Origin of the sequence: Cereibacter sphaeroides 2.4.1 (assembly GCF_000012905.2) — a bacterium.
Taxonomy (GTDB): Bacteria; Pseudomonadota; Alphaproteobacteria; order Rhodobacterales; family Rhodobacteraceae; genus Cereibacter_A; species Cereibacter_A sphaeroides.
The window spans coordinates 1,501,410-1,523,146 of record NC_007493.2 but is presented as its reverse complement, the minus strand read 5'-3'; the positions used below and the strand labels follow the sequence as shown (position 1 = coordinate 1,523,146).

Here is a 21,737-nt window from a genome sequence, read left to right as displayed (position 1 = left end):
CAACGGGAGGACATCATGAAGGCTGCGAGGCTTTACGAATACGACCCGGCGATGAACGTCCGGCTGAAGATCGAGGACGTCCCTTCGCCCACCATCGACCGGCCGGACGAAGTGATCGTTAAGGTGGGGGCGGCCGGGCTCTGCCGGACCGATCTGCACATCATAGAAGGCGTCTGGCGCGATATCATGGACAGCCATGGCTCGCTTCTGCCCTACATCATGGGGCACGAGAACGCGGGATGGGTCGAGGACGTGGGTTCGGGCGTGACGTCGGTGAAACCCGGCGATGCGGTGATCTGCCATCCGCTGCGGACCTGTGGCATCTGCCTGAACTGCCGCCATGGCCATGACATGCACTGCCAGAACAACCTCTTTCCCGGCCTCGGGCTGGACGGCGGTTTCGCGGAATATTTCAAGACCTCCGAGCGGTCGCTCATCAAGCTGAACACGGGGATCACGCCGCTCTCGGTGGCGCCGATGGCCGATGCCGGCATCACCGCCTACCGCGCGGCCAAGCGGGCGGCGAAGCTGCTCAATCCGGGCGACTGGGCGCTGATCCTCGGCGTGGGAGGGCTCGGCCATATCGCCCTGCAGGTGCTGAACGAGATGGCGGGCTGCCGGACCATCGCGGTCGACCGCGAGCCGGGCGCGCAGGTGCTCGCGAAGGAGCTCGGCGCGGACAAGGTGCTCTCGGGCGGGCCCGACCTTATCGAGGAGGTGCGCCAGATCACCGGCGGCGGCGCCCGGGTGGTGATCGATTTCGTGGGCGAACTCGGCGTCGAGAACCTGTGCTGGAAGCTTCTGAAGAACGGCGGCGATCTCATCATGGTGGGCTATGGCGGCACCATCGAGATCCCGACCCTCGAGCTTGTCGCGCGCGAGATCCGCATCGGTGGCAGCCTTGTCGGCGATTACACGGAACTCGTCGAGCTGATGGAGCTGAACGCCGACGGCAAGGTGAAGATGCACCAGACCGAATTCGCGCTGGAGGACATCAACACGGCCATCGACGACTTCAAGAACCGCCGCTTCACGGGACGGGGGGTAATCGTTCCGGGCGCCCCTTCGGCCAGGCGGGTCGAAGAACGAACGGCCGAAGCCGTGAAATGAGGGCGAGGGGCGGCTTCGGCCGCCCCTGGTCTTTCCGGAGGTCAGTCCGTCAGCCGGCGGATGCCATACTGCCGCATCTTGCGGTACAGCGTCGGCCGCGACACCCCGAGGATCGCCGCCACCCGCGTCACATTCCCCCGCGCCGCCGCGAAGGCCTGACGGATCGCTGTTTCCTCCACCTCGTCGAGGCTCTGCTCGCCCGGGCGCGAGGGCAGGGTGGGGGCGCGCCGCATGGGTTCGGGCAGGTCCGACACCTCCACCCGGTCGCCCCGCACTAAGACATGCAGCCGGTCGCAGACATTGCGCAGCTCGCGCACGTTGCCGGGCCAGCTCCAGCCATCGAGCAGCGCCATCGCCGCGTCGCTGAAGCGCAGCGGCGCCCGATTCAGGCGCCGGGCCGCCGCCCGGTTGAAGTGATCGACGAGAAGCGGCACGTCGCCCTGGCGCGCGCGCAGGGGCGGGACCTCGATGGTCAGGGTGCTGATGCGGTAATAGAGATCGGCCCGGAAGGCGCCCGAGCTTACATCCTGCATCAGGTCTCGGTTGGTCATCGCCACGACCTGCACCTCGACCGGGCGGCGACGGCTGTCGCCCACGCGGTAAATCGCCCGGCTCTCCAGCACGCGCAGGAGGTAGGGCTGGATGTCGAGCGGCATCTCGCCGATCTCGTCGAGGCAGAGCACGCCGCCATGGGCCAGCTCGAACTTGCCGGGGCGCCCGTCGCGCATGGCGCCCGTGAAGGCACCCGCGACATGGCCGAACAGCTCCGAGGCCACCAGCTCGACCGCGATGGCGCCGCAGTTCATGGTGATGAAGGGCGCATCCGCCTTGTGCCGCTCCGAGGCATGGACGAGCCGGGCGAAGAGCTCCTTGCCGGTGCCGGTCTCGCCCTGCACGAGGATCGAGCTGCCGGCCTCGGCCGCGCGCCGGGCAAGGTCGACGGCTTCGAGAAAGATGTCGCTGGCCCCCACGATGGGCAGCGGCGGCTCGGCCGTGCCGGCGCGCGGGCGGATCTCCGCGCTGACGGGGCGGGGCTTCGTCCGGGCGGGCAGGTGCAGGACCGTGCCGCGCCGCTCGCCGTCGAGGATCAGCGGGCTGATCCCGCTCGGTTGCAGCGCCGGCGGCAGGGCCGCCACGATCTGGGTGTCGCTCGGATGCGGCCCCAGATCGAGGAGCGGCTGGCCGACCTTGAGGAGACCGTCCCTGAGCCCGCCCCCTTGCGGCGGATTGCGGCTGTAGACGACGCGCCCCACCCGGTCGAGGATCACCACCGCATCGTCCGGTCCGCGGCTCGCCCCGGCATCGATGAAGGCTGCGAGAAGCCGCTCGCGCTCCTGCCGGTGCCGCTCGCCCAGAAGGGCCTCGATCTCACGGGCGGCGGCGGCCACCAGCGCCAGATTGTGCGGCCGGAAGATGCCGGGCCCGCCCGAGAGGTCGATGGCGCCGATGGTGCCGAAGCCGAACGGATCGCGGATGGGGGCCGCGGCGCAGCTCCAGCCCTTGATCCCGGCGCAGAAATGTTCGCAGGCGTGGACGAAGACCGGGCGGCCCTCGCGGATCGCCGTGCCGATGCCGTTGGTGCCGATGGCCTCCTCGTCCCAGCGCCCGCCGACCTCGAGATTGATCTCGCGGCCCTTCTCGCGGGTGCTGGGATCGCCCATGGCGCGGATGACCACACCCTCGCCGTCGCAGAGCAGCAGCATGGCGCCCGTCCCGTCGAGCAGGCGGCCCAGCTGGTCGAGCGTGTCGGAGGCCGCCTCAAGAAGCTCGCAGCTGCGGGTGGGCGTGTCGGGACGCGGGACGCTCGGCGCGCCCGCGGCCAGCGCGTCCGTTCCGCCCGTCTGGCACCGCTGCCACGAGCGCAGGATCTCGGGCCGCACGCCTGCGGGCAGATCCGTCGTCTCGCCGCTCAGGAGCCGCTCCCACGCGCGCATCGTGGCGCGCTGGTCGAAGGGTTCGGCCGGCCGGGAATTCAGCATCGCGATCCTCCCCAGTTGGTCTTCCCATGATCCGGGTCCGCCGGTCAGGCGAGGTCGAGCCGCTCGCGAAGCGTGACCTCCAGCGCCTCGCGGTCCGTCTCGGTCCCGAGGAGCAGGCCGTCGAGGTCGGCGATCCGTGCGGCGAACTCCTCCTCGAGCGGCGCGATAAAGCCGTTCTCCGCCGTCGCCAGCACAAAGCGTCGCTTGCCGTCGCGCCAGCGCAATTCGCCCAGAAAATGCAGCTGCCGCGCACTGTTGGCGCAGGCGATCACCACGCGCCCGTTCGAACTAAAGCGGAGATAGGGCTGTGCTTCGCCCGTCGGTCGCCGAGCGGCCGCAGGCATCGGAGCCGGGGCCGCGGCGGGCGCTGCGGCGCGGGCCGCCTGCTGGGCGGACCATCCGCCGCCGGTCAGCTGATCGGCCAGCCGACCGATGCGGTCTCGGTTCGAGTCGATCAGGCGCCGGGCGGCCTCGTCTTCACGACGTGGGCCGTCGCGCCTCAAGATGAGGTCGACCATCCATCCTCCTCCCAAGCCGTGGGACGGCTGCGCATCGCAACCGGCAGTCGACCATGGTGCCACGCTTTGCCGGCGGCTTTCACGGTCGATCTCACGACGCCATAATAAGGGTACAAGAGGTATCTTTTGTCAACGCAGTTGAGCGTGGATCCCCAATGTTCATTGCGGATGTCCGCCTGCGGGCGCCGACGCTCGGCAAGCTCCGGCCGAGCCCGGCTGAGGCGCGAGGATATCCTCCGCCCCGACGACCGGGACGCGGCCGGACGGCCGACCCCGCGCCCTTTCGCGACCATGCGACTCCGTTGCCACCCTTGGCCTGCCGCCATCGGCCGGGCATGGATCGTCAGCCCCTTGCCGGTCGGACGAGTGTGGACCGCAGGCCTGGTGCCCATCGACCGACACCCGGACCGGTGGAGACGTTTTCCTGCGGACCGAGATCGATCGTCAGGATCCGTGCCCCTCCGTCAGCGAAGTCCCGGCGAGGTCGATGGCGGACGTGGGGTCTGCGCGGGGAGGCGGCAGCGCGGTGCTGGCCCGATCCTCTTCTCGGCGCGCAGGCCTCCGAGGTGCGCGCGACGATCAGGACAGGAAGCGCGCCCGGCCCTCTGCCAGTTCCTCGAGCAGGCGCGCCATCCGGAGGAACTGCGCCTCGGCCCGTTCGCCGTCCCATCGCGTCGGGTCGATCATGCGCTCGTGGAAGAGCCCCTCGCAGCCGTGGAATACGAGCATCGCCTCGGGTGGGCAGCGCTCGAAGAGCCGCCGCACCACGTCCCGCAGATCGAGAAGGGGCGTCATGAAATGCGGGTCTTCGGTGAGGGCCGCGAAGATCCCCGACGAGGGCGCATCGGTCTGGCGCATCGTCTCGCGCGCCACGTCCACATAGGTCCGCGCGCCCGCGAGAGCGGCGGCCTCGTCCGAAGGCTCGGTCCAGCCCGGGCAGCGGCCGTCCATGTCGTCGCGGAAGGCGGTGACGTGGTTCTGCACAAGCGCGCGCAGCAGGGCGTGCTTGCTGGGAAAGTGATAGAGCAGGCCGCCCTTCGACACGCCGGCCGTGGCGGCCACCGCGTCGAGCGACATGCCCGCGGGCCCAACGGTGCGGCTGAGCAGCTCGGCGGCGTCCAGCAGGCGCTTCCGGGTCTCGGCGGGCATTTTCTTTCGAAGCTTCGGTGCTAAGTCAGCCACTGCAGCTTCCTTCGCTGATTGACTTTACCGTCCAGACGGTACAGTAAACGACTGAAAAGTCAAACACCGCCGACGCGACGCGCAGTCCCGCGGCAGCCTTGTGGAGGACCGGATGGTCAAGCGCCTCATCATTGCCGTGATCCTGCTTGCCGTGATCGTGGGCGGCATCGTGGGCTTCAACCGGTTCCGGGACGGCATGATCAGCGACTTCTTCGCCAACCGGAAGCCGGCGCCGATCACCGTCTCGACTTCCGTGGCCGAGCCGATCACCTGGCGGCCGGGGATCGAGGCGATCGGAACCGCGGTCGCCGCGCAGGGCGTCGATCTCGCGGTCGAGGCCGGGGGCACGGTGCGGCAGATCCTGTTCAAGTCGAACGAACATGTCGAAGAGGGGCAGAAGCTCCTGCAGATCTCGGAGCGCGAGGAGTTGGCCGATCTCGCGGCGGCCGAGGCGGAGCTCGAGCTGGCGGAGACCGAACTCGCCCGTGCCCGCACGCTGCGCGAGCGGGGCGTGTCCGCGGTGAACAACCTCGACACGGCTCAGGCGCAGGCGGCCTCGGCGCGGGCGCAGGTGGCCAAGATCCAGGCGATGCTGCAGCAGAAGGAACTGACCGCACCCTTCGCGGGCGTCATCGGCATCACGCAGGTGGATGTGGGCGGCTATGTCACCCCCGGCACCGTGTATGCGACGCTGCAGGACCTCGATGCGATGCGGGTCGATTTCGCTCTGCCCGAGCAGCAGATCGGCCGGATCCGGCCGGACATGCGGGTGACGGCCACCTCCGAGGTGGGCGAATACCGTGCGAGCGGGAAGATCACCGGCATCGAGCCGAAGGTCGATCCCAACTCGCGGCTCGTGACCGTCCGGGCCGAGGTCTCCAACGAGAGCGGGCAGATCTATCCGGGCCAGTTCCTGCGGGTGCGGGTCGAACTGCCCGACGAGGAGCAGGTGATCGCCCTGCCGCAGACCGCCCTGATGACCAGCCTCTACGGCGACTCGGTCTATGTCGTCCGCGACGGCGAGGAGGAGGATCAGAAGGTGGTCGAGCAGGTCTTCGTCCAGCCGGGCCGACGCGACGGCGACATGATCGAGATCGTCTCGGGACTGGAGCCGGGGGACGTGGTGGTGAACGCGGGCCAGAACCGTCTGTCGGGCGGGGCCCCGGTGACCATCGACAATACGGTGAGCCCGGCCGGCACGCAGCCGGCGGAGGCGCCGGAGCAGGCGGACGGGCAGGCGCAGGCGCAGGAGCCTGCCGCCGCCGGCGCCGAGACCGAGACGGAGTGAGCGCTCGATGAACATCTCGGAAATCTTCATCCGCCGCCCTGTCGCCTCGACGGTGCTGGCGAGCTTCATCCTGCTGATCGGGCTCTATTCCATCTTCAACCTGCCGGTCCGGCAATATCCCGAGGTGGAGGAGACGGTCGTCACCATCACCACCACCTATCCGGGGGCCTCGCCCGACCTGATCCAGGGCTTCATCACGGCCCCCATCGCCCGCGCCGTCGCGACGACCGAGAACATCGACTATGTGACCAGCCAGAGCCGGCCTTCGGCCTCGGTCGTCTCGGTGCAGATGAAGCTCGGCGCGAATTCGGACGTGGCGCTGACCGAGGTGCTGGCCAAGGTCCAGCAGGTGCGGGGCGAACTGCCCTCGGAGGCCGAGGATCCGGTGATCGTGAAGGGCACGGGCGACAATTTCGCGCTCATGTATCTTGCGGCGCTGAACCCCAACATGTCCGCCGAGCAGATGACGGAATATCTCGAGCGGGTGATCCGGCCGCGGATGTCCACCATCGAGGGCGTGGCCGAGATCCAGATCATCGGCGCGGCCGAATATGCGATGCGGGTCTGGATCGATCCGATGAAGCTCGCCGCGCGCAACGTGACCGCCTCGGAAGTGCTGACGGCGATCCGGGCCTCGAACTTCCTGTCGGCGCCGGGGCGCACCGAGGGCGAATATTTCGCCCGGTCGATCAAGCTGCAATCGACGCTGCAGACCCCCGAGGCCTTCGGGGCGCTGCCGATCCGTTCGCAGGGTGACGAGGTCGTGCGCCTGCGCGACGTGGCCGATGTGGAGCTGGCCTCGGCCGAGCCCGACAGCATCGTGACCTTCAACGGCCAGCCCGGCACCTTCATCGGGATCTTCCCGACACCGGCCGCGAACCCGCTGACCACCGCGGCCGCAGTGATCGAGGAACTGCCCGCGATCAATGCCACCCTGCCGAGGGGGATGGAGATCAACCTCGTCTACGACTCGACCGAGACGATCACCGCCTCGATCTACGAGGTGTTCAAGACGCTCGCCGAGGCCGTGGCCATCGTGGTGGTCGTGATCCTCCTGTTCCTCGGCTCGTTCCGCTCGGTGCTGATGCCCATCGTGACGATCCCGCTCTCGCTGATCGGGGTCTGCGCGGTGCTGCTGGCGCTCGGCTATTCGATCAACCTTCTGTCGCTTCTGGCCATGGTGCTCGCCATCGGGCTCGTGGTGGACGATGCGATCGTGGTGGTCGAGAACATCCACCGGCACATCGACGAGGGGATGAGCCCCTATCACGCGGCGTTGAAGGGGATGCGCGAGATCACCGGCCCCGTCATCGCCATGACGATCACGCTGGCCGCCGTGCTGGCGCCGCTCGGCTTCTCGGGCGGGCTCACCGGGTCACTGTTCGCGGAATTCGCCTTCGCGCTGGCGGGATCGGTCATCATCTCGGGGGTGGTCGCGCTGACGATCACGCCGATGATGTCGGCGCGTCTGCTGAAGGCGGGCACCGGCAGCCGCTTCCAGCGCATCGTCGATCACACGCTCGAAGGCACCGCCAACTGGTACGAGCGCCGGGTCTCCTCGTCGCTCGACTACCGGCCGGTGACGCTTCTCATGGTGGCGGCGCTCGTCGCGGTCACGGGCTTCATGTTCATGAACACGACGAGCGAGCTGGCGCCCGAGGAGGATCAGGGCGCGATGTTCGCGATCCTGAACGGGCCGCGGTACGCCACCAAGGACTATACCACGCTCTACACCGACCGGATCTCGGACGTGACCAAGGACATTCCCGAGGTGCGCACCGAATTCTCCATCGCGGGCTTCGGCGGGCAGGCCAATCAGGGCATCTACATCTGGGCGCTGAAGGACTGGGCCGACCGCGACCGGAGCCAGGCCGAGGTGCAGCAGGAGGTGCAGGCGCGGCTCGATCCGGTGCCGGGGGTGCAGGGCTTCGTCTTCTCGCCGCCGAGCCTGCCGGGCACGGGCGGCGGGTTGCCGATCTCGATGGTGCTGCAGTCGATCCAGTCGCCCGACCGCGTGTTCGAGATCTCGGAGGAGATCCGCCGTCGCGCCGAGGCCTCGGGCCGCTTCATCGCGGTGCAGAACTCGCTCGCCTTCGATGCGCCGGAGGTGGTGGCCACCATCGACCGGGACCGGGCAGCGACGCTGAACGTGCCGATCTCGGACATCGGCAACACGCTGGGACTTCTGGTGGGCGGGGCCTCGGTCGCGCAGTTCGACCGCGAGTCGAACAGCTACGACATCATCCCGCAGGTGCCGCGCGACTGGCGCAACAATCCGGAACGGCTGAGCCAGTTCTTCGTGCGCGCCGCCTCGGGGGCGATGGTGCCGCTGACCTCGGTGGTGAATTTCGAGACCGGCGCCTCGGCGGCCTCGATCGAACAGTTCAATCAGCTCAACTCCGCCACGATCTCGGCCCTGCCGATGATCGGCATCTCGACCGGCGACGGTCTGGCCGAGCTGCAGCAGATCGCCAACGAGGTGATGCCCGACGGCTTCTTCCTCGACTATTCCGGCCAGTCGCGGCTCGAGGTCGAGCAGGGCAACACGATCCTTCTGGCCTTCGCGGCGGCGGTGGTGGTGATCTACCTCGTGCTCGCCGCGCAGTTCGAGAGCTTCCGCGATCCGTTCATCATCATGATGTCGGTGCCGCTCTCGATCTTCGGGGCGATCCTGCCGCTGAACCTCGGGCTTGGCACGCTGAACATCTACACGCAGGTGGGCCTCATCACGCTGATCGGCCTCATCACCAAGCACGGGATCCTGATGGTGGAATTCGCCAACCAGCAGCGCGAGGAGCACGGGCTGAACCGGCGGCAGGCCATCGTGGCGGCGGCCAAGGTGCGGCTGCGGCCGATCCTGATGACGACGGCGGCCATGGCGCTGGCGGTGGTGCCGCTCATCATCGCGGAAGGTGCGGGCGCCGAGGCGCGGCAGGCGATGGGGATCGTGATCTTCACGGGCCTGCTGATCGGCACCTGCTTCACGCTCTTCGTGGTGCCGATGTTCTACACCTTCATCTCGAAGCCGGACAAGGAATGGCAGGCCCATCGTGCGATGCTGGAGGCGCGCGAGGCCTCGGCCTGAGGTTCCCGGAGGACCGGCCGGGGGAGGGGCTGTCTGCCCCGCCCCCGGACCCCCGCCCCGAGGATATTTCTCCAGAGTGAGAGGGGCGCCGTGCCGGAAAGGGGCGGCGCCCTTGGCTTTCGGAGCGCTATCGCGCAGAAGGGCGCGCGGCAGGCGGAGGCATCCATGACCCAGCGATTCAGCTTCGAGCTCACGGCGACCGACGGGCGCGCGCGCACGGGGGTGATCTCGACCCCGCGCGGCGAGATCCGCACTCCGGCCTTCATGCCGGTGGGCACGGCCGGCACGGTGAAGGCGATGCTTCCCGAAAATGTGCGCGCGACGGGGGCCGACATCCTGCTCGGCAACACCTATCACCTGATGTTGCGCCCGACCGCCGAACGGGTGGTGCGGCTCGGCGGACTGCACCGGTTCATGAACTGGGACCGGCCGATCCTCACCGACTCGGGCGGGTTTCAGGTGATGAGCCTCGCGGATCTGAGGAAGCTTTCCGAGGAGGGCGTGACCTTCCGCTCGCACATCGACGGATCGAAACATCACCTGAGCCCCGAGCGCAGCATGGAGATCCAGCGGCTTCTGGGCTCGGACATCGTGATGGCCTTCGACGAATGCCCGGCGCTGCCCGCGACCGAGGAGGCGGTGGCCCAGTCCATGCGTCTCTCGATGCGGTGGGCGCGACGGTCGCGCGAAGCCTTCGGCGACCGCCCGGGACACGCGCTCTTCGGGATCATGCAGGGCGGCGTCACGCGCGATCTGCGCGAGGAGAGCGCGGCCGCGCTGCGGGAGATCGGCTTCGAGGGCTATGCCATCGGCGGGCTCGCGGTGGGCGAGGGGCAGGAGGCGATGTTCGGCGTGCTCGACTATGCACCGGGCCTCCTGCCCGAGGACCGGCCGCGCTATCTGATGGGCGTGGGCAAGCCCGACGACATCGTGGGCGCGGTGGAGCGGGGCGTCGACATGATGGATTGCGTGCTGCCCTCGCGCTCGGGGCGCACCGGGCAGGCCTGGACGCGGCGGGGGCAGGTCAACATCAAGAACGCGCGCCACATGGACGATCCGCGCCCGCTCGATGAGGCCTGCAGCTGTCCAGCCTGCCGCAGCTACTCGCGCGCCTATCTGCACCACGTCTTCCGCGCGCAGGAGATCATCGCCTCGATGCTGCTGACCTGGCACAACCTGCATTATTATCAGGAACTGATGCAGGGGCTGCGCACGGCCATCGCGGCCGGGCGGCTCGGCGAGTTCGTGGCGGCCTTTCATGCCGCGCGGGCCGAGGGCGACATCGAGCCGCTCTGACCCGGCGCCGACCCCATGGCGGCCATGCGGCGGGCGCATGGCGGGACCCTTTGTCGCGGTCGGGCGGCGCCCTATCTCGGAGCGACACAGTTCAAGGACATGATGGATGACCGAGAAACTCTTCACCCCGATCGCAGTCGGTGATCTGACGCTGAAGAACCGGGTCGTGATGGCGCCGCTCACCCGCAACCGGGCCGAGCCCGAGGGCGACCTGCCGACCGATCTCACCGTGGAATATTATCGTCAGCGGGCCGGCGCGGGCCTGATCGTGACGGAGGGCTCGCAGATCTCGCCGGAGGGCAAGGGCTATGCCTGGACGCCGGGCATCCATTCCGAGGCTCAGGTCGCAGGCTGGCGCAAGGTGACGGACGCCGTCCATGCGCGCGGCGGCCATATCGCGATCCAGCTCTGGCATGTGGGTCGCATCAGCCACACGAGCCTGCTCGACGGGCAGAAACCGGTGGCGCCTTCGGCCCTCGCCGCGGCCTCGCGCACCTTCGATGGCACGGGCTTTGTGGCCACCTCCGAGCCGCGCGCGCTGGAGACCGACGAGATCGCCCGCGTGGTCGAGGATTACCGCAAGGCCGCGCGCAACGCGAAGGCCGCGGGCTTCGATGCCGTCGAGATCCACGCCGCGAACGGCTATCTGATCGACCAGTTCCTGCGGGACACGTCGAACAAGCGCACCGACGCCTATGGCGGCAGCCAGGAGAACCGCGTGCGCTTCCTCGAAGAGGTCGTGGGCGCGGTCGTGGCCGAGATGGGGCCGGGGCGCACCGGCATCCGCTTCTCGCCCTTCTCGAACGCCAATGATGTGGGCATCGACAGCGATACGGTGGGCCTCTTTTCCAGGGCCATCGACGTGCTGAACCGGCACGGGATCGCCTTCCTGCACATGGTCGAGGGCCAGACCGGCGGGGCGCGCGAGTGGCCCGAGGGCGCGCTCGAGACGCTGCGCGAGCGGTTCGGCGGCACCTATGTCGCCAACAACGGCTATGACCGCGAGATGGCGGTGGCGGCGGTCGAGAGCGGCAAGGCGGACATGGTGGCCTTCGGCAAGCTCTATATCTCGAACCCCGATCTGGCCGAGCGGCTCGCTGCCCGGGCGCCGCTTGCGCCGCTGCCGACCGAGGGGCTCTATGGCGGCGGGGCCGAGGGCTACACGGACTATCCGACGCTGACCCCGGCCGCCTGACGCCGGGCCCGGGCGGCGCTGCGGCGCCGTCCGGCCAGGGCCGCGCCTGCGTCCGCCGCATCTCTTCGGCCGACGCACAAACTTGCACCGAAAGAGGGCTTGTTGCCCGCCCCCGACCGGTCCAGACTTTGCGGCAAGTCGCAAAGTCGGTCAGGTTGACACCGGGCTGCCGCGCCACCAGATATCGTAGTGAATGTCCGGGGAAGGCCGAGTGCTGCCGAATGGCCGGGGCCGGAGCCTTCCTGCATTGAAGGAAAAGACATGACTGAACAGCTCCCCAACAGCTATCCCGTGCTGCCGCTGCGCGACATCGTGGTGTTTCCCCACATGATCGTGCCGCTGTTCGTCGGGCGCGAGAAGTCGGTCCGTGCTCTCGAGGAGGTGATGGCCGACGACCGGCAGATCCTGCTGTCTTCTCAGATCGATCCGTCCGTGGATGATCCGGCCACCGACGGGATCTACCGTTCCGGCGTGCTGGCGAATGTGCTCCAGCTGCTCAAGCTGCCCGACGGTACCGTGAAGGTGCTGGTCGAGGGCAAGAGCCGCGTGCGCATCACCGACTTCCTGAGCAACGACTCGTTCTTCGAGGCGCGCGCCGAGCGGCTCGACGAGGAGCCGGGCGATCAGGCGACGGTCGACGCGCTGCTGCGCGCCGTGGCCGAGGAATTCGAGCGGTACGCGAAGATCAAGAAGAACATCCCAGAGGAGGCGCTGGCCGCCGTGTCGGAGACCCGCGATGCCGCGCGCCTCGCCGACCTCGTGGCGGGCCATCTCGGTATCGATGTGGCGCAGAAGCAGGCGCTGCTCGAGACGCTCGACGTGGCAGAGCGGCTGGAGAAGGTCTATGGCCACATGCAGGGCGAGATGTCGGTCCTGCAGGTCGAGAAGAAGATCAAGACCCGCGTCAAGTCGCAGATGGAGCGCACCCAGCGCGAATATTATCTGAATGAGCAGATGAAGGCCATTCAGAAGGAGCTCGGCGACGGCGAGGACGGCCAGAACGAGATCGCCGAGCTGGAAGAGCGGATCGCCAAGACCGAGCTGTCCAAGGAGGCCCGCGACAAGGCCGAGGCCGAGGTCAAGAAGCTGAAGTCGATGTCGCCCATGTCGGCCGAGGCCACGGTGGTGCGCAACTATCTCGATTGGCTCCTCGGCGTGCCGTGGGGCGTGAAGTCGCGCACCAAGAAGGACCTGACCAAGGCGCAGGGCGTGCTCGATGCCGACCATCACGGGCTCGAGAAGGTCAAGGAGCGGATCGTCGAATATCTCGCCGTGCAGGCGCGGTCGGCCAAGCTCAAGGGCCCGATCCTCTGCCTCGTGGGCCCTCCGGGCGTGGGCAAGACCTCGCTCGGCCGGTCGGTCGCCAAGGCCACGGGGCGCGAGTTCATCCGCATCTCGCTCGGCGGTGTGCGCGACGAATCCGAGATCCGCGGCCATCGGCGGACCTATATCGGCTCGATGCCCGGCAAGATCATCCAGGCGCTGAAGAAGGCCAAGACCACCAACCCGCTCATCCTGCTCGACGAGATCGACAAGATGGGGCAGGACTTCCGCGGCGATCCGGCCTCGGCCATGCTCGAGGTGCTCGATCCGGAACAGAACTCGACCTTCGTCGACCACTATCTCGAAGTGGAATACGACCTGTCGAACGTGATGTTCCTGACCACGGCGAACAGCTACAACATGCCGTCGCCGCTTCTGGACCGGATGGAGATCATCCCGCTCTCGGGCTACACCGAGGATGAGAAGCGCGAGATCGCCAAGCAGCACCTGATCCCGAAGCAGATCGAGAACCACGGTCTGAAGAAGGGCGAGTTCAAGGTCACCGATGAGGCGCTTACCGAGACGATCCGGACCTACACCCGCGAGGCGGGGGTGCGGAACCTCGAGCGTGAGATCGCGAAGATGGCGCGGAAGGCCGTGACCGAGATCGTCAAGGGTCACACCAAGTCGGTCGAGGTGACGCCCGAGAAGCTGGAAGGCTTCCTCGGCGTGAAGCGCCACCGCTACGGTCTGGCCGAGAAGGAGGATCAGGTGGGCGTCGTCACGGGCCTCGCCTGGACCTCGGTCGGCGGCGAACTCCTCTCGATCGAGGCGCTGCGGCTGCCGGGCAAGGGCCGGATGAAGACCACGGGCAAGCTCGGCGACGTGATGAAGGAATCGATCGACGCGGCCTCGAGCTTCGTCCGCTCGATCTCGCCCGAGCTCGGGGTGAAGCCGCCGAAGTTCGAGACGGTCGACATCCACGTCCATGTTCCCGAGGGGGCGACGCCCAAGGACGGGCCTTCGGCCGGTGTGGCGATGGTGACCTCCATCGTCTCGGTCCTGACGGGCGTTCCCGTCCGCAAGGACGTGGCCATGACGGGCGAGGTGACGCTGCGCGGCAACGTGCTGCCCATCGGCGGTCTGAAGGAGAAGCTCCTCGCGGCGCTGCGGGGCGGCATCAAGACGGTGCTGATCCCGGAGGAGAATGCCAAGGATCTCGCCGAGATCCCGGACAATGTGAAGGAGGGGCTGCGGATCATCCCGGTCTCCCATGTCCGCGAAGTGCTGCGTGAGGCTCTGGTGCGGATGCCGGAGCCGGTCGAGTGGGACGAGGAGGCCGAGGAGGCCGCCGCCGCCGCCCGGAGGCTCGAGCGCGAAGCCCTGCCGACCGCGACCGCGCACTGAGGCGCTTGTAGATCAAGAGGGGCGCGGCGAAAGCCGCGCCCCTTTTCTTTGCCGACCCAGCAATGGCCTTAGCCCTTGAGGATACGACTATGGCCACGGCCCCTTTCCTTGATGCTTGGCTAAGGCTGTCCCCTGTTCCCCTTGAGACCTGGCAGCCAACGGGTCGCGCCCGGTGTCTCGTGCTGGCGCCGGCCACCGCCGACAGACCTTGCGTCTGGTCGGAGTTTGGAGGCTGGTCCTGACGGGCTTGGTGCGCCGTCATGGGCAGGCCAAGGCTACGGTCGCGTCGGCCGCGGATGGCGAAGAAGACAAAAGTCGGGCGTCTGGTTCCAGCCCGTCCTCCGGCAGAACGGTACTGGGGAAACCGCGGACCAGACAGGTCTTCGACGGGCGCAAAAAGAATCGCCGGAGCCTCTTGCGGAGGCCGGAAAGTGACGGTAATACCCGCGCCATCGGGCGATTAGCTCAGCGGTAGAGCGCTTCGTTCACATCGAAGATGTCAGCGGTTCAAATCCGTTATCGCCCACCATTATACCCTGCAAGATCCGCGGCCCAACGGCCGCGGATCTTGCATTTTCAGCCTCTGAAATCGGATCTGCCCCGAAGGATGCCGAGCGGGGACGCCTGTGGGGGAGGCGACCGAACCGCGATCCGGCCTCCGCCTCGCTCCCTCAAAGTCGGAGCGGGCCTGAGACTGCCGTGTCGTGCGCTACGACAGGTATGGCAGAGACGTCGCCGCGCGGGCGACGGTCGGCCGGCGCATGGCGATGAGCTTGGACGGGGCGCTTCCCGAGGAGTGGCGCTCGGCGTGCTCTGGGGTCGAGCCTGCGGCCCCGGCACGGCAAGGACTGGACGGAACCGCGGCGGGCCAACCCCGGAGGAGGGGACGCGCGGACGATCAGCCGTCCCGATGGGATCGGCCCGGAGCCGATCCTGCTGGAGGCTCGATGGTCCCGGCCCCGGCGGGATGCCGGAGCCGGGGGCCTTGTCTCTTCGGAGACTTGCGCCCGGTGACCATGGACCGGACGAGGTTCTCGCGGTGCTGGAAGCCGGCCAGCATCACCCCGCCCACATGCAGCGCCACGAGAAGGAGGGTGCCGTTGGCCAGCGTCTCGTGCAGCTCCTCGATCCACTCGACGCCCCAGAGCGCGTCGGTCGTCATGGCCCAGCCCGAGAGGCCCGTGGCGGTGGCCGCCGCGAGGAGCGCCAGCACCATGGCGCCGCCCGCGGGATTGTGCCCGAGGTAGCGGCGGGGATGACCCCCGAGGATGTCCTTGAGATAGGCCAGAACCCGCGCCGGGCGGACCACGAAATCCGCGAAGCGCGCATGACGGGGGCCCACGAACCCCCAGCCGATGCGGAAGGTTACGAGGACGAGGACCAGATAGCCCACGACCTCGTGGATGTCCGTGCCCGCTTCCGCCAGCATTTCCCAGGCGATGGCCCCGGCAAGCGACCAGTGGAAGAGCCGCACCGCCGGGTCCCAGACCCTCACCCCAGCGGCGCGGGGGCCGAGAGGGTCGGTGCCCGTCCGCATCGGATCACTTCGTCTTCACGAGGTCGCCGCTGACCGGATCGAAGTAGGCCTCGACCCGGGCACCGTCCTTCATGCCCTTCACTTCCCAGCAGCCGTCCTCTTCCTTGACGCCCTTGACCTCATAGCCCTTGCCGGTGGCGAGCGTGGTGATCTGGTCCTTGCTCATCCACTGGTCCTTGGGATGGGCGGTGCAGATGTCGGCGGCGAACGCCGGGGCGGCGATCATCAGGGCGGGGGCGAGGAGCAGGATCTTGCGCATGTCGATACCTTTCTGTGCAGGGCCCGGGAGGGCCTGAGGAGGGGACGCCCGGATCCGGGGCCCTTCCCGCGGCCTCTCCGGCGTCCATGAGCGCCGGGCTACAGGGCGAAGCTGACAGCAACCTGTCGCGCGTCCGGACACCGCGGAGGGGCGCGGACCGCGGCCGTGGCTCCTCGTCCGCCGCACGATGCGGGCCCCCTTCGCCAGGGCCATCCCACGCGTTGCGGAAAGGGCGCGGCCGCGCCCGCTTCGGGGGGGCGGATCCGGGAAAGGCTTGCATGTCGGGGCCACGTCGGGAGAATTGCGCCACCCGCCCTCCATGAGAAGAAGCGCGCCGGTTGCGGCGGCCGGAATGCGGCGGGACGAGAGCAGGGGCCGGACCGCGATCCGGCCATGGAACAGGAACGAAAGGCGTGGCGTTCCATCGCGCGGGCGGGGCGATCGTCCGGTTCGCGCATGTCGAGGGCGCGGCGGAACAGGGCTGCAGGCATTGGTTTCAGATCGACCGACCCCGTCTTCCGTGCCCCTGCGCGGACGACTGACCATCGAGACGCTTCCCGAGACGCAGCGCAGCCTCGGCTCGGTCGGGGCCGGGGAGCAGATCGACATGGCCGCGGTGGAGGCGCTCGACACGGCGGGGGCCTGGGCGCTCCTGCAGGCCCAGAAGCGCGCCGAGGCGGCGGGGCAGGCGCTCGAGATCGTCAATCTGAGCGAGTCCCACCGCCATCTCCTCGAGACGGTCGCGGCGGCCATGCCCGAGCCCGAGCGGCGGCGGCGCACGATCCCGGGGCGGCCGGACGACGGGCTCGCCAACCTCGGTCAGGAGGTGGCGCAGGGCCTGCGCGGAAGCCTGACCTCCGTTGGATTCTTCGGCGAGGTGGTGACCCATCTCGGCGCACTCGTCCTGCATCCGACGCGTCTCAAGCTGACGCCGCTCGTCCATCACATGCAGGAGGCGGGCTGGAACGCGGTGCCCATCGTCTCGCTCATGGGGTTCCTGATCGGCATCGTCTTGGCCTTCCAGGGCTCGACGCAGCTCAAGTCCTTCGGAGCGGAAGTCTATGTGGTCGATCTCGTGGCCATCTCGATCCTGCGCGAACTGGGCATCCTGCTGACCGCGATCATCGTGGCCGGACGCTCCGCCTCGGCCTTCACCGCGGCCATCGGCTCGATGAAGATGCGCGAGGAGATCGACGCGATGCGCGTTCTGGGCCTCGATCCGATCGACCGGCTGGTGCTGCCGCGGCTGATCGCGCTAGTCATCCTGCTGCCCGCGCTCGGGTTCATCGCCTCTCTGGCGGGCCTCGTGGGCGGGGGGCTGATGGCCTGGATCGACCTCGGCATCACGCCGGGCATGTTCCGCACCCAGCTTCTGGCCGATACCGATGTCAGCCATGCGATCATCGGGCTGGTCAAGGCGCCCTTCTTCGCCGTCATCATCGCTGTCATCGGCTGCCATCAGGGAATGCAGGTCTCGGGCAATGCCGAATCGCTCGGCAGCCACACGTCGCGCTCGGTCGTTCAGGCCATCTTCCTGGTCATCGTCGTCGATGCGCTCTTCTCGATCTTCTTCGCGGTCTGGGGGCTCTGATGCAGAAAGAGGTTCTGATCGAGGTCCGGGGGCTGAAGAACCAGTTCGGGCCGAACGTGATCCACGAGGATCTGGATCTCGACATCTACCGCGGCGAGGTGCTGGGGATCGTCGGCGGATCCGGCACCGGCAAGTCGGTGCTCCTGCGCTCCATCGTCGGGCTTCAGGCGCCGCGGGCGGGCAGCGTGAAGGTCTTCGGCACCGATGTGCGCACGGCATCGAAGGCCGAGATGGCCAAGGTCGAGAACCGCTGGGGCGTGATGTTCCAGGACGGGGCGCTCTTCTCCTCGCTCACGGTGCGCGAGAATGTCGAGGCCCCGATGCGCGAACGCACGGGCCTCGATCCCGAGACGCGCACGGCGCTGGCCGATCTCAAGATCGCCATGGTGGGCCTGCCGCCCAAGGCGCGCAGCCTCTATCCGTCCGAGCTCTCGGGGGGGATGCGCAAGCGGGCAGGGCTTGCGCGGGCGCTTGCGCTCGACCCGGACATCGTGTTCCTCGACGAGCCGACGGCGGGTCTCGACCCGATCGGCGCCTCCGAGTTCGACGCGCTGATCCGCAACCTGCAGACATCACTGGGGCTGACCGTGTTCCTCGTGACGCACGATCTCGATACGCTCCATGCAACCTGCGACCGCATCGCGGTCCTGGCCGAAAGGAAAGTTCTGGTGACGGGAACCATCCGCGAGCTGATGGAGGTGGATCACCCGTGGGTCCGCGAGTATTTCCACGGTCCGCGCGCCCATGCGGCGCTTGTGGCGGCGGAGGGCTGACCCATGGAGACGCGCGCCCGCTATGTGCTGATCGGGATCTTCACCCTGGCGAGCATCCTCGCCACGCTCGGCTTCCTGCTCTGGCTCGCCAAGGTCCAGCTCGACCGGACCTATGCGGAATATGACATCCTGTTCACCAGCGTCGAGGGCCTCGGCCGGGCCAGCCCCGTGCGCTACAACGGCGTGGATGTGGGCGAGGTGCTGAACATCGCGGTCGATGCCGAGGATCCCTCGCTCGTCCGGGTGCGGATCCAGCTGGCCGCCACCACGCCGGTGCGGACCGATACCAAGGCGCAGGTCGCCTCTCAGGGCGTGACGGGCGTCTCCTACGTCTCGCTCTCGGGCGGCGCCGCGCCCGAGCCGCTGACGGCCGAGGGGGACCAGTGGCCCCCGGTGATCCCCTCCGAGCGATCGGCCGTTCAGGCGCTGACGGCGGACGCGCCGACGCTGCTCGCCGAGGCGATCGCGCTCCTGAAGGATATCCAGACCTTCACCGGCCCCGAGAACCGCGCCGCGGTCGAGAGCATCCTGACGAACGCCGATGCCTCGGTGCAGAACATCGCGGCCATCACCCGCGATGCGGCCGAAGCCACCTCGCGGCTGAACGATTTCACCGCGCGGCTCGATGCGATGGCGGACCGGGCCGATGTGGCGCTGGCCAGCCTCGAGACCGCGCTCGAAGAGGGCAAGGGCGCGGCGGCCTCGGCCCGTGACACGTTCGAGGCGGTGAACCGCGTTGTCGACCGGGACGTGCCGCCGATGATCGCCCAGATCCGAAGCGCGGTGTCGGGCATCGAGCGGTCGGTCGCGGGCATCCGCAACTTCGCCGACAACGGCCTGCCGCAATATGCGACGCTCGCGGCCGAGACCCGGCGCACGGTCACGAACCTCAACTCGCTGATCGCGCAGATCTCGCGCGATCCGGCGCGCTTCTTCCTCGGCAGCCAGACCCCGTCCTACAGGAGATGACGATGCGAGCCCTGACCCGATTGACGCTCCTTCTCGCGGCCCTCGCGCTCTCGGGCTGCGGCGCCGTCTCGTCGCTGTCGCGCGCCTCCGAGCAGCTCGACACCTACACGCTGTCGCCGCTTCCGGGCACGGGCGGCGGCGGCTCGCGCCATATCGTGGTGGAGGCGGCCACCGCCGGCGGGGCGCTCGCCACCGACCGCATCCTCATCAAGCCGTCGCGGGTGCAGGCGCTCTATCTGCCCGATGCGCGCTGGTCCGATCCGGCGCCCGCGCTCGTGCAGACGCTGCTGGTGGGGTCCCTGCAGAACGGCGGCGGCTTCCGGCTCGTCGCGCGCGAGGCGGCGGGCCTCGTGCCCGATTACACGCTCATGACCGAGCTGCGCGAGTTCCAGGCCGAGGTGCCGCCGGGTCAGGCGCCCATCGTGCGCATCTCGATGGTGCTGACGCTGATCCGCGAATCCGACCGCTCGGTCGCCTCGACGCGGCGCATCGAGACCCAGGCGCCGGCCGCCTCGGACAGCACGGGCGACGTGGTGGTGGCCTTCGACACGGCGGTCACGCAGGCGCTCGGCGAGGCGGTGGGCTGGGCGCGGGCGCAGGCCCGCTGAGAGCCAACTCCGGCGCATGTCGTTTTCTGTCGGCAAGCGCCGGAAACGGTGACGGGACCTTCATCGAAACACGCCATAAGGGCGGCAGACGACAGCCGGCTTTGGAGGATGAGCGATGAACGAGGTCACGGCACGCAGGGCGCGGGGCGGCGGCGGCTCGGCGCGGCGGGCGGAACGCACGGCGGTCCGGATGGACACGGCGAAGTTCATCACCCGCAACATCCCGAACTTCGAGATCCTGAACGAGGAAGCGCTCCAGATCATCGAATGGAACGCCGAGACGGTCCTCGAAGAGATCGGCGTCAACTTCCTCGAGAACCCGGCCGCCCTGCAACGCTGGCGGGACGCGGGAGCCGACGTGCGCGGCGAGCGGGTGCATATCCCGCGCGGGCTCGCCCGCAAGCTCTGCGCCACGGCGCCCTCGAGCTTCACGCAACATGCCCGCAACCCCGAGCGCAACGTCGAGATCGGCGGAAAGAACCTCGTGCTGGCGCCGGTCTACGGGCCGCCCTTCGTGCGCGACCGCGAGGGCGGACGCCGCTATGCCACGATGCAGGACTTCCGCAACTTCGTGAAGCTCGGCTACATGTCGAAATGGCTGCACCACTCGGGCGGCACGGTCTGCGAGCCGACCGACGTGCCGGTGAACAAGCGCCACCTCGACATGCTCCACGCCCACATGACGCTCAGCGACAAGCCCTTCATGGGCTCGGTCACCGAACCGTCGCGGGCCGAGGATTCGGTTGAAATGGCGAAGCTCCTCTTCGGCGCCGACTTCGTCGACCGGAACACGGTGATGACCTCGCTCGTGAACATCAACTCGCCGCTCACCTTCGATGCGACGATGATGGGCGCGCTCGAGGTCTATGCCGCCGCCAATCAGGCGGCCATCGTCTCGCCCTTCATCGTGGGCGGCGCCATGGCGCCGGTGACGGTGGCGGGGACGCTGACGCAGGTGCTGGCCGAGGTGCTGGCGGGCGTGGCCTACAGCCAGCTGATCCGTCCCGGCGCGCCGGTGATCTTCGGTGCCTTCGTGACCTCGATCGACATGAACTCCGGCGCGCCCACCTTCGGCACGCCCGAGGCCTCGCACATCACCTACGGCGCGGGTCAGCTGGCCCGTCGTCTGGGGCTGCCCTACCGCTCGGGCGGGTCGTTCTGCGGCTCGAAGCTGCCCGATGCGCAGGCCGCCTACGAGACCGCCAACTCGCTGAACATGGCGCTGCTCTCGGGCGTGAACTTCATGCTGCACGCCTGCGGCTGGCTGGAAGGCGGTCTCGTCTCCTCCTACGAGAAGTTCGTGATGGATGCCGACCAGCTCGGCACGCTGCACCATCTGGCGCAGGGTGTTTCGGTCGACGAGAACGGGCAGGGGATGGATGCGATCCGCGAGGTCGGCCCCGGCGGCCACTACCTCGGCTGCGCCCATACGCAGGCGAACTTCAAATCGGCCTTCTGGCGCTCGGACCTGTTCGACTACAAGCCCTTCGAGACCTGGGAAGAAGAGGGCGCGCGCGACACCGAGACGCTCGCGAGCGCCCGGGTGAAGAAGCTTCTGGGCGATTACCAGCAGCCTGCGCTCGACGAGGGCGTGGCCGAGGCGCTGGCGGACTATGTCGCCCGCAAGAAGGACTCGATGCCCGACGCCTTCATCTGAAGGCCTCATCAGCCTGCCGA

The 21,737-nt window shown here is 68.4% G+C and carries 16 protein-coding genes and 1 tRNA gene; 12 read left to right on the top strand and 5 right to left on the bottom strand.

All coding sequences use genetic code 11. The annotated features are described in order from the left end of the window. Positions 1-15 precede the first annotated feature (15 nt). Positions 16-1,110 (top strand): NAD(P)-dependent alcohol dehydrogenase, encoded by a 1,095-nt coding sequence (locus RSP_RS07395; protein ID WP_011337799.1) that lies wholly within the window; start codon positions 16-18, stop codon positions 1,108-1,110. Positions 1,111-1,151: 41 nt separating this feature from the next. Here the strand turns inward: RSP_RS07395 and RSP_RS07390 are convergent, their stop codons facing one another. The 3 genes from RSP_RS07390 to RSP_RS07380 form a co-directional block, all read right to left on the bottom strand. Continuing rightward, a complete protein-coding gene (locus RSP_RS07390; RefSeq protein ID WP_011337798.1) occupies positions 1,152-3,089 on the bottom strand; it encodes a sigma-54-dependent Fis family transcriptional regulator in 1,938 nt (645 codons plus the stop codon). A 44-nt stretch (positions 3,090-3,133) separates the two neighbouring features. Further along, complete coding sequence (locus RSP_RS07385; RefSeq protein ID WP_011337797.1) at positions 3,134-3,607, bottom strand: hypothetical protein; 474 nt, start codon at positions 3,605-3,607, stop codon at positions 3,134-3,136. A gap of 579 nt (positions 3,608-4,186) precedes the next feature. Further along, a complete protein-coding gene (locus tag RSP_RS07380; protein WP_011337796.1) occupies positions 4,187-4,756 on the bottom strand; it encodes a TetR/AcrR family transcriptional regulator in 570 nt (189 codons plus the stop codon). Between the two features lie 145 nt (positions 4,757-4,901). Here RSP_RS07380 and RSP_RS07375 point away from each other — a divergent pair, with 145 nt between their 5' ends. From RSP_RS07375 to RSP_RS07350, 6 genes are all read left to right on the top strand, one after another. Beyond that, on the top strand, positions 4,902-6,077 hold the full coding sequence (locus RSP_RS07375) for an efflux RND transporter periplasmic adaptor subunit (protein WP_011337795.1): 1,176 nt from the start codon (positions 4,902-4,904) through the stop codon (positions 6,075-6,077). A gap of 7 nt (positions 6,078-6,084) precedes the next feature. Beyond that, positions 6,085-9,162, top strand: a complete 3,078-nt coding sequence (locus RSP_RS07370) for an efflux RND transporter permease subunit (protein WP_017140215.1) — start codon at positions 6,085-6,087, stop codon at positions 9,160-9,162. A gap of 165 nt (positions 9,163-9,327) precedes the next feature. After that, positions 9,328-10,458 (top strand): tRNA guanosine(34) transglycosylase Tgt, encoded by a 1,131-nt coding sequence (gene tgt / locus RSP_RS07365; RefSeq protein WP_011337793.1) that lies wholly within the window; start codon positions 9,328-9,330, stop codon positions 10,456-10,458. A 106-nt stretch (positions 10,459-10,564) separates the two neighbouring features. Next, positions 10,565-11,653 (top strand): alkene reductase, encoded by a 1,089-nt coding sequence (locus RSP_RS07360; RefSeq protein ID WP_011337792.1) that lies wholly within the window; start codon positions 10,565-10,567, stop codon positions 11,651-11,653. Positions 11,654-11,914: 261 nt separating this feature from the next. Further along, entirely contained in the window at positions 11,915-14,323 is a 2,409-nt protein-coding gene (lon, locus tag RSP_RS07355) for an endopeptidase La (protein ID WP_011337791.1), read from the top strand. A gap of 454 nt (positions 14,324-14,777) precedes the next feature. Next, positions 14,778-14,852: transfer RNA gene (locus tag RSP_RS07350), tRNA-Val, on the top strand. Between the two features lie 369 nt (positions 14,853-15,221). Here the strand turns inward: RSP_RS07350 and RSP_RS07345 are convergent. Beyond that, positions 15,222-15,860, bottom strand: coding sequence for a cytochrome b/b6 domain-containing protein (locus RSP_RS07345; protein ID WP_011337790.1), 639 nt, complete (start codon positions 15,858-15,860; stop codon positions 15,222-15,224). Between the two features lie 4 nt (positions 15,861-15,864). Then, complete coding sequence (locus RSP_RS07340; RefSeq protein ID WP_011337789.1) at positions 15,865-16,119, bottom strand: PepSY domain-containing protein; 255 nt, start codon at positions 16,117-16,119, stop codon at positions 15,865-15,867. A gap of 490 nt (positions 16,120-16,609) precedes the next feature. Here RSP_RS07340 and RSP_RS07335 point away from each other — a divergent pair, with 490 nt between their 5' ends. From RSP_RS07335 to RSP_RS07315, 5 genes are all read left to right on the top strand, one after another. Further along, positions 16,610-17,710 carry an MlaE family lipid ABC transporter permease subunit gene (locus RSP_RS07335; protein WP_011337788.1) on the top strand — a complete coding sequence of 367 codons (1,101 nt, stop codon included), beginning with the start codon at positions 16,610-16,612 and terminating at the stop codon, positions 17,708-17,710. Next, entirely contained in the window at positions 17,710-18,483 is a 774-nt protein-coding gene (locus RSP_RS07330) for an ABC transporter ATP-binding protein (protein ID WP_002720000.1), read from the top strand. Before RSP_RS07335 ends, RSP_RS07330 begins: the two co-directional genes overlap by 1 nt. Before the next feature lie 3 nt (positions 18,484-18,486). After that, complete coding sequence (locus tag RSP_RS07325; RefSeq protein ID WP_011337787.1) at positions 18,487-19,452, top strand: MlaD family protein; 966 nt, start codon at positions 18,487-18,489, stop codon at positions 19,450-19,452. A gap of 2 nt (positions 19,453-19,454) precedes the next feature. Further along, a complete protein-coding gene (locus tag RSP_RS07320) occupies positions 19,455-20,060 on the top strand; it encodes an ABC-type transport auxiliary lipoprotein family protein (RefSeq protein WP_011337786.1) in 606 nt (201 codons plus the stop codon). A 115-nt stretch (positions 20,061-20,175) separates the two neighbouring features. Further along, positions 20,176-21,717, top strand: a complete 1,542-nt coding sequence (locus tag RSP_RS07315; protein ID WP_011337785.1) for a trimethylamine methyltransferase family protein — start codon at positions 20,176-20,178, stop codon at positions 21,715-21,717. The last annotated feature ends 20 nt before the right edge of the window (positions 21,718-21,737 follow it).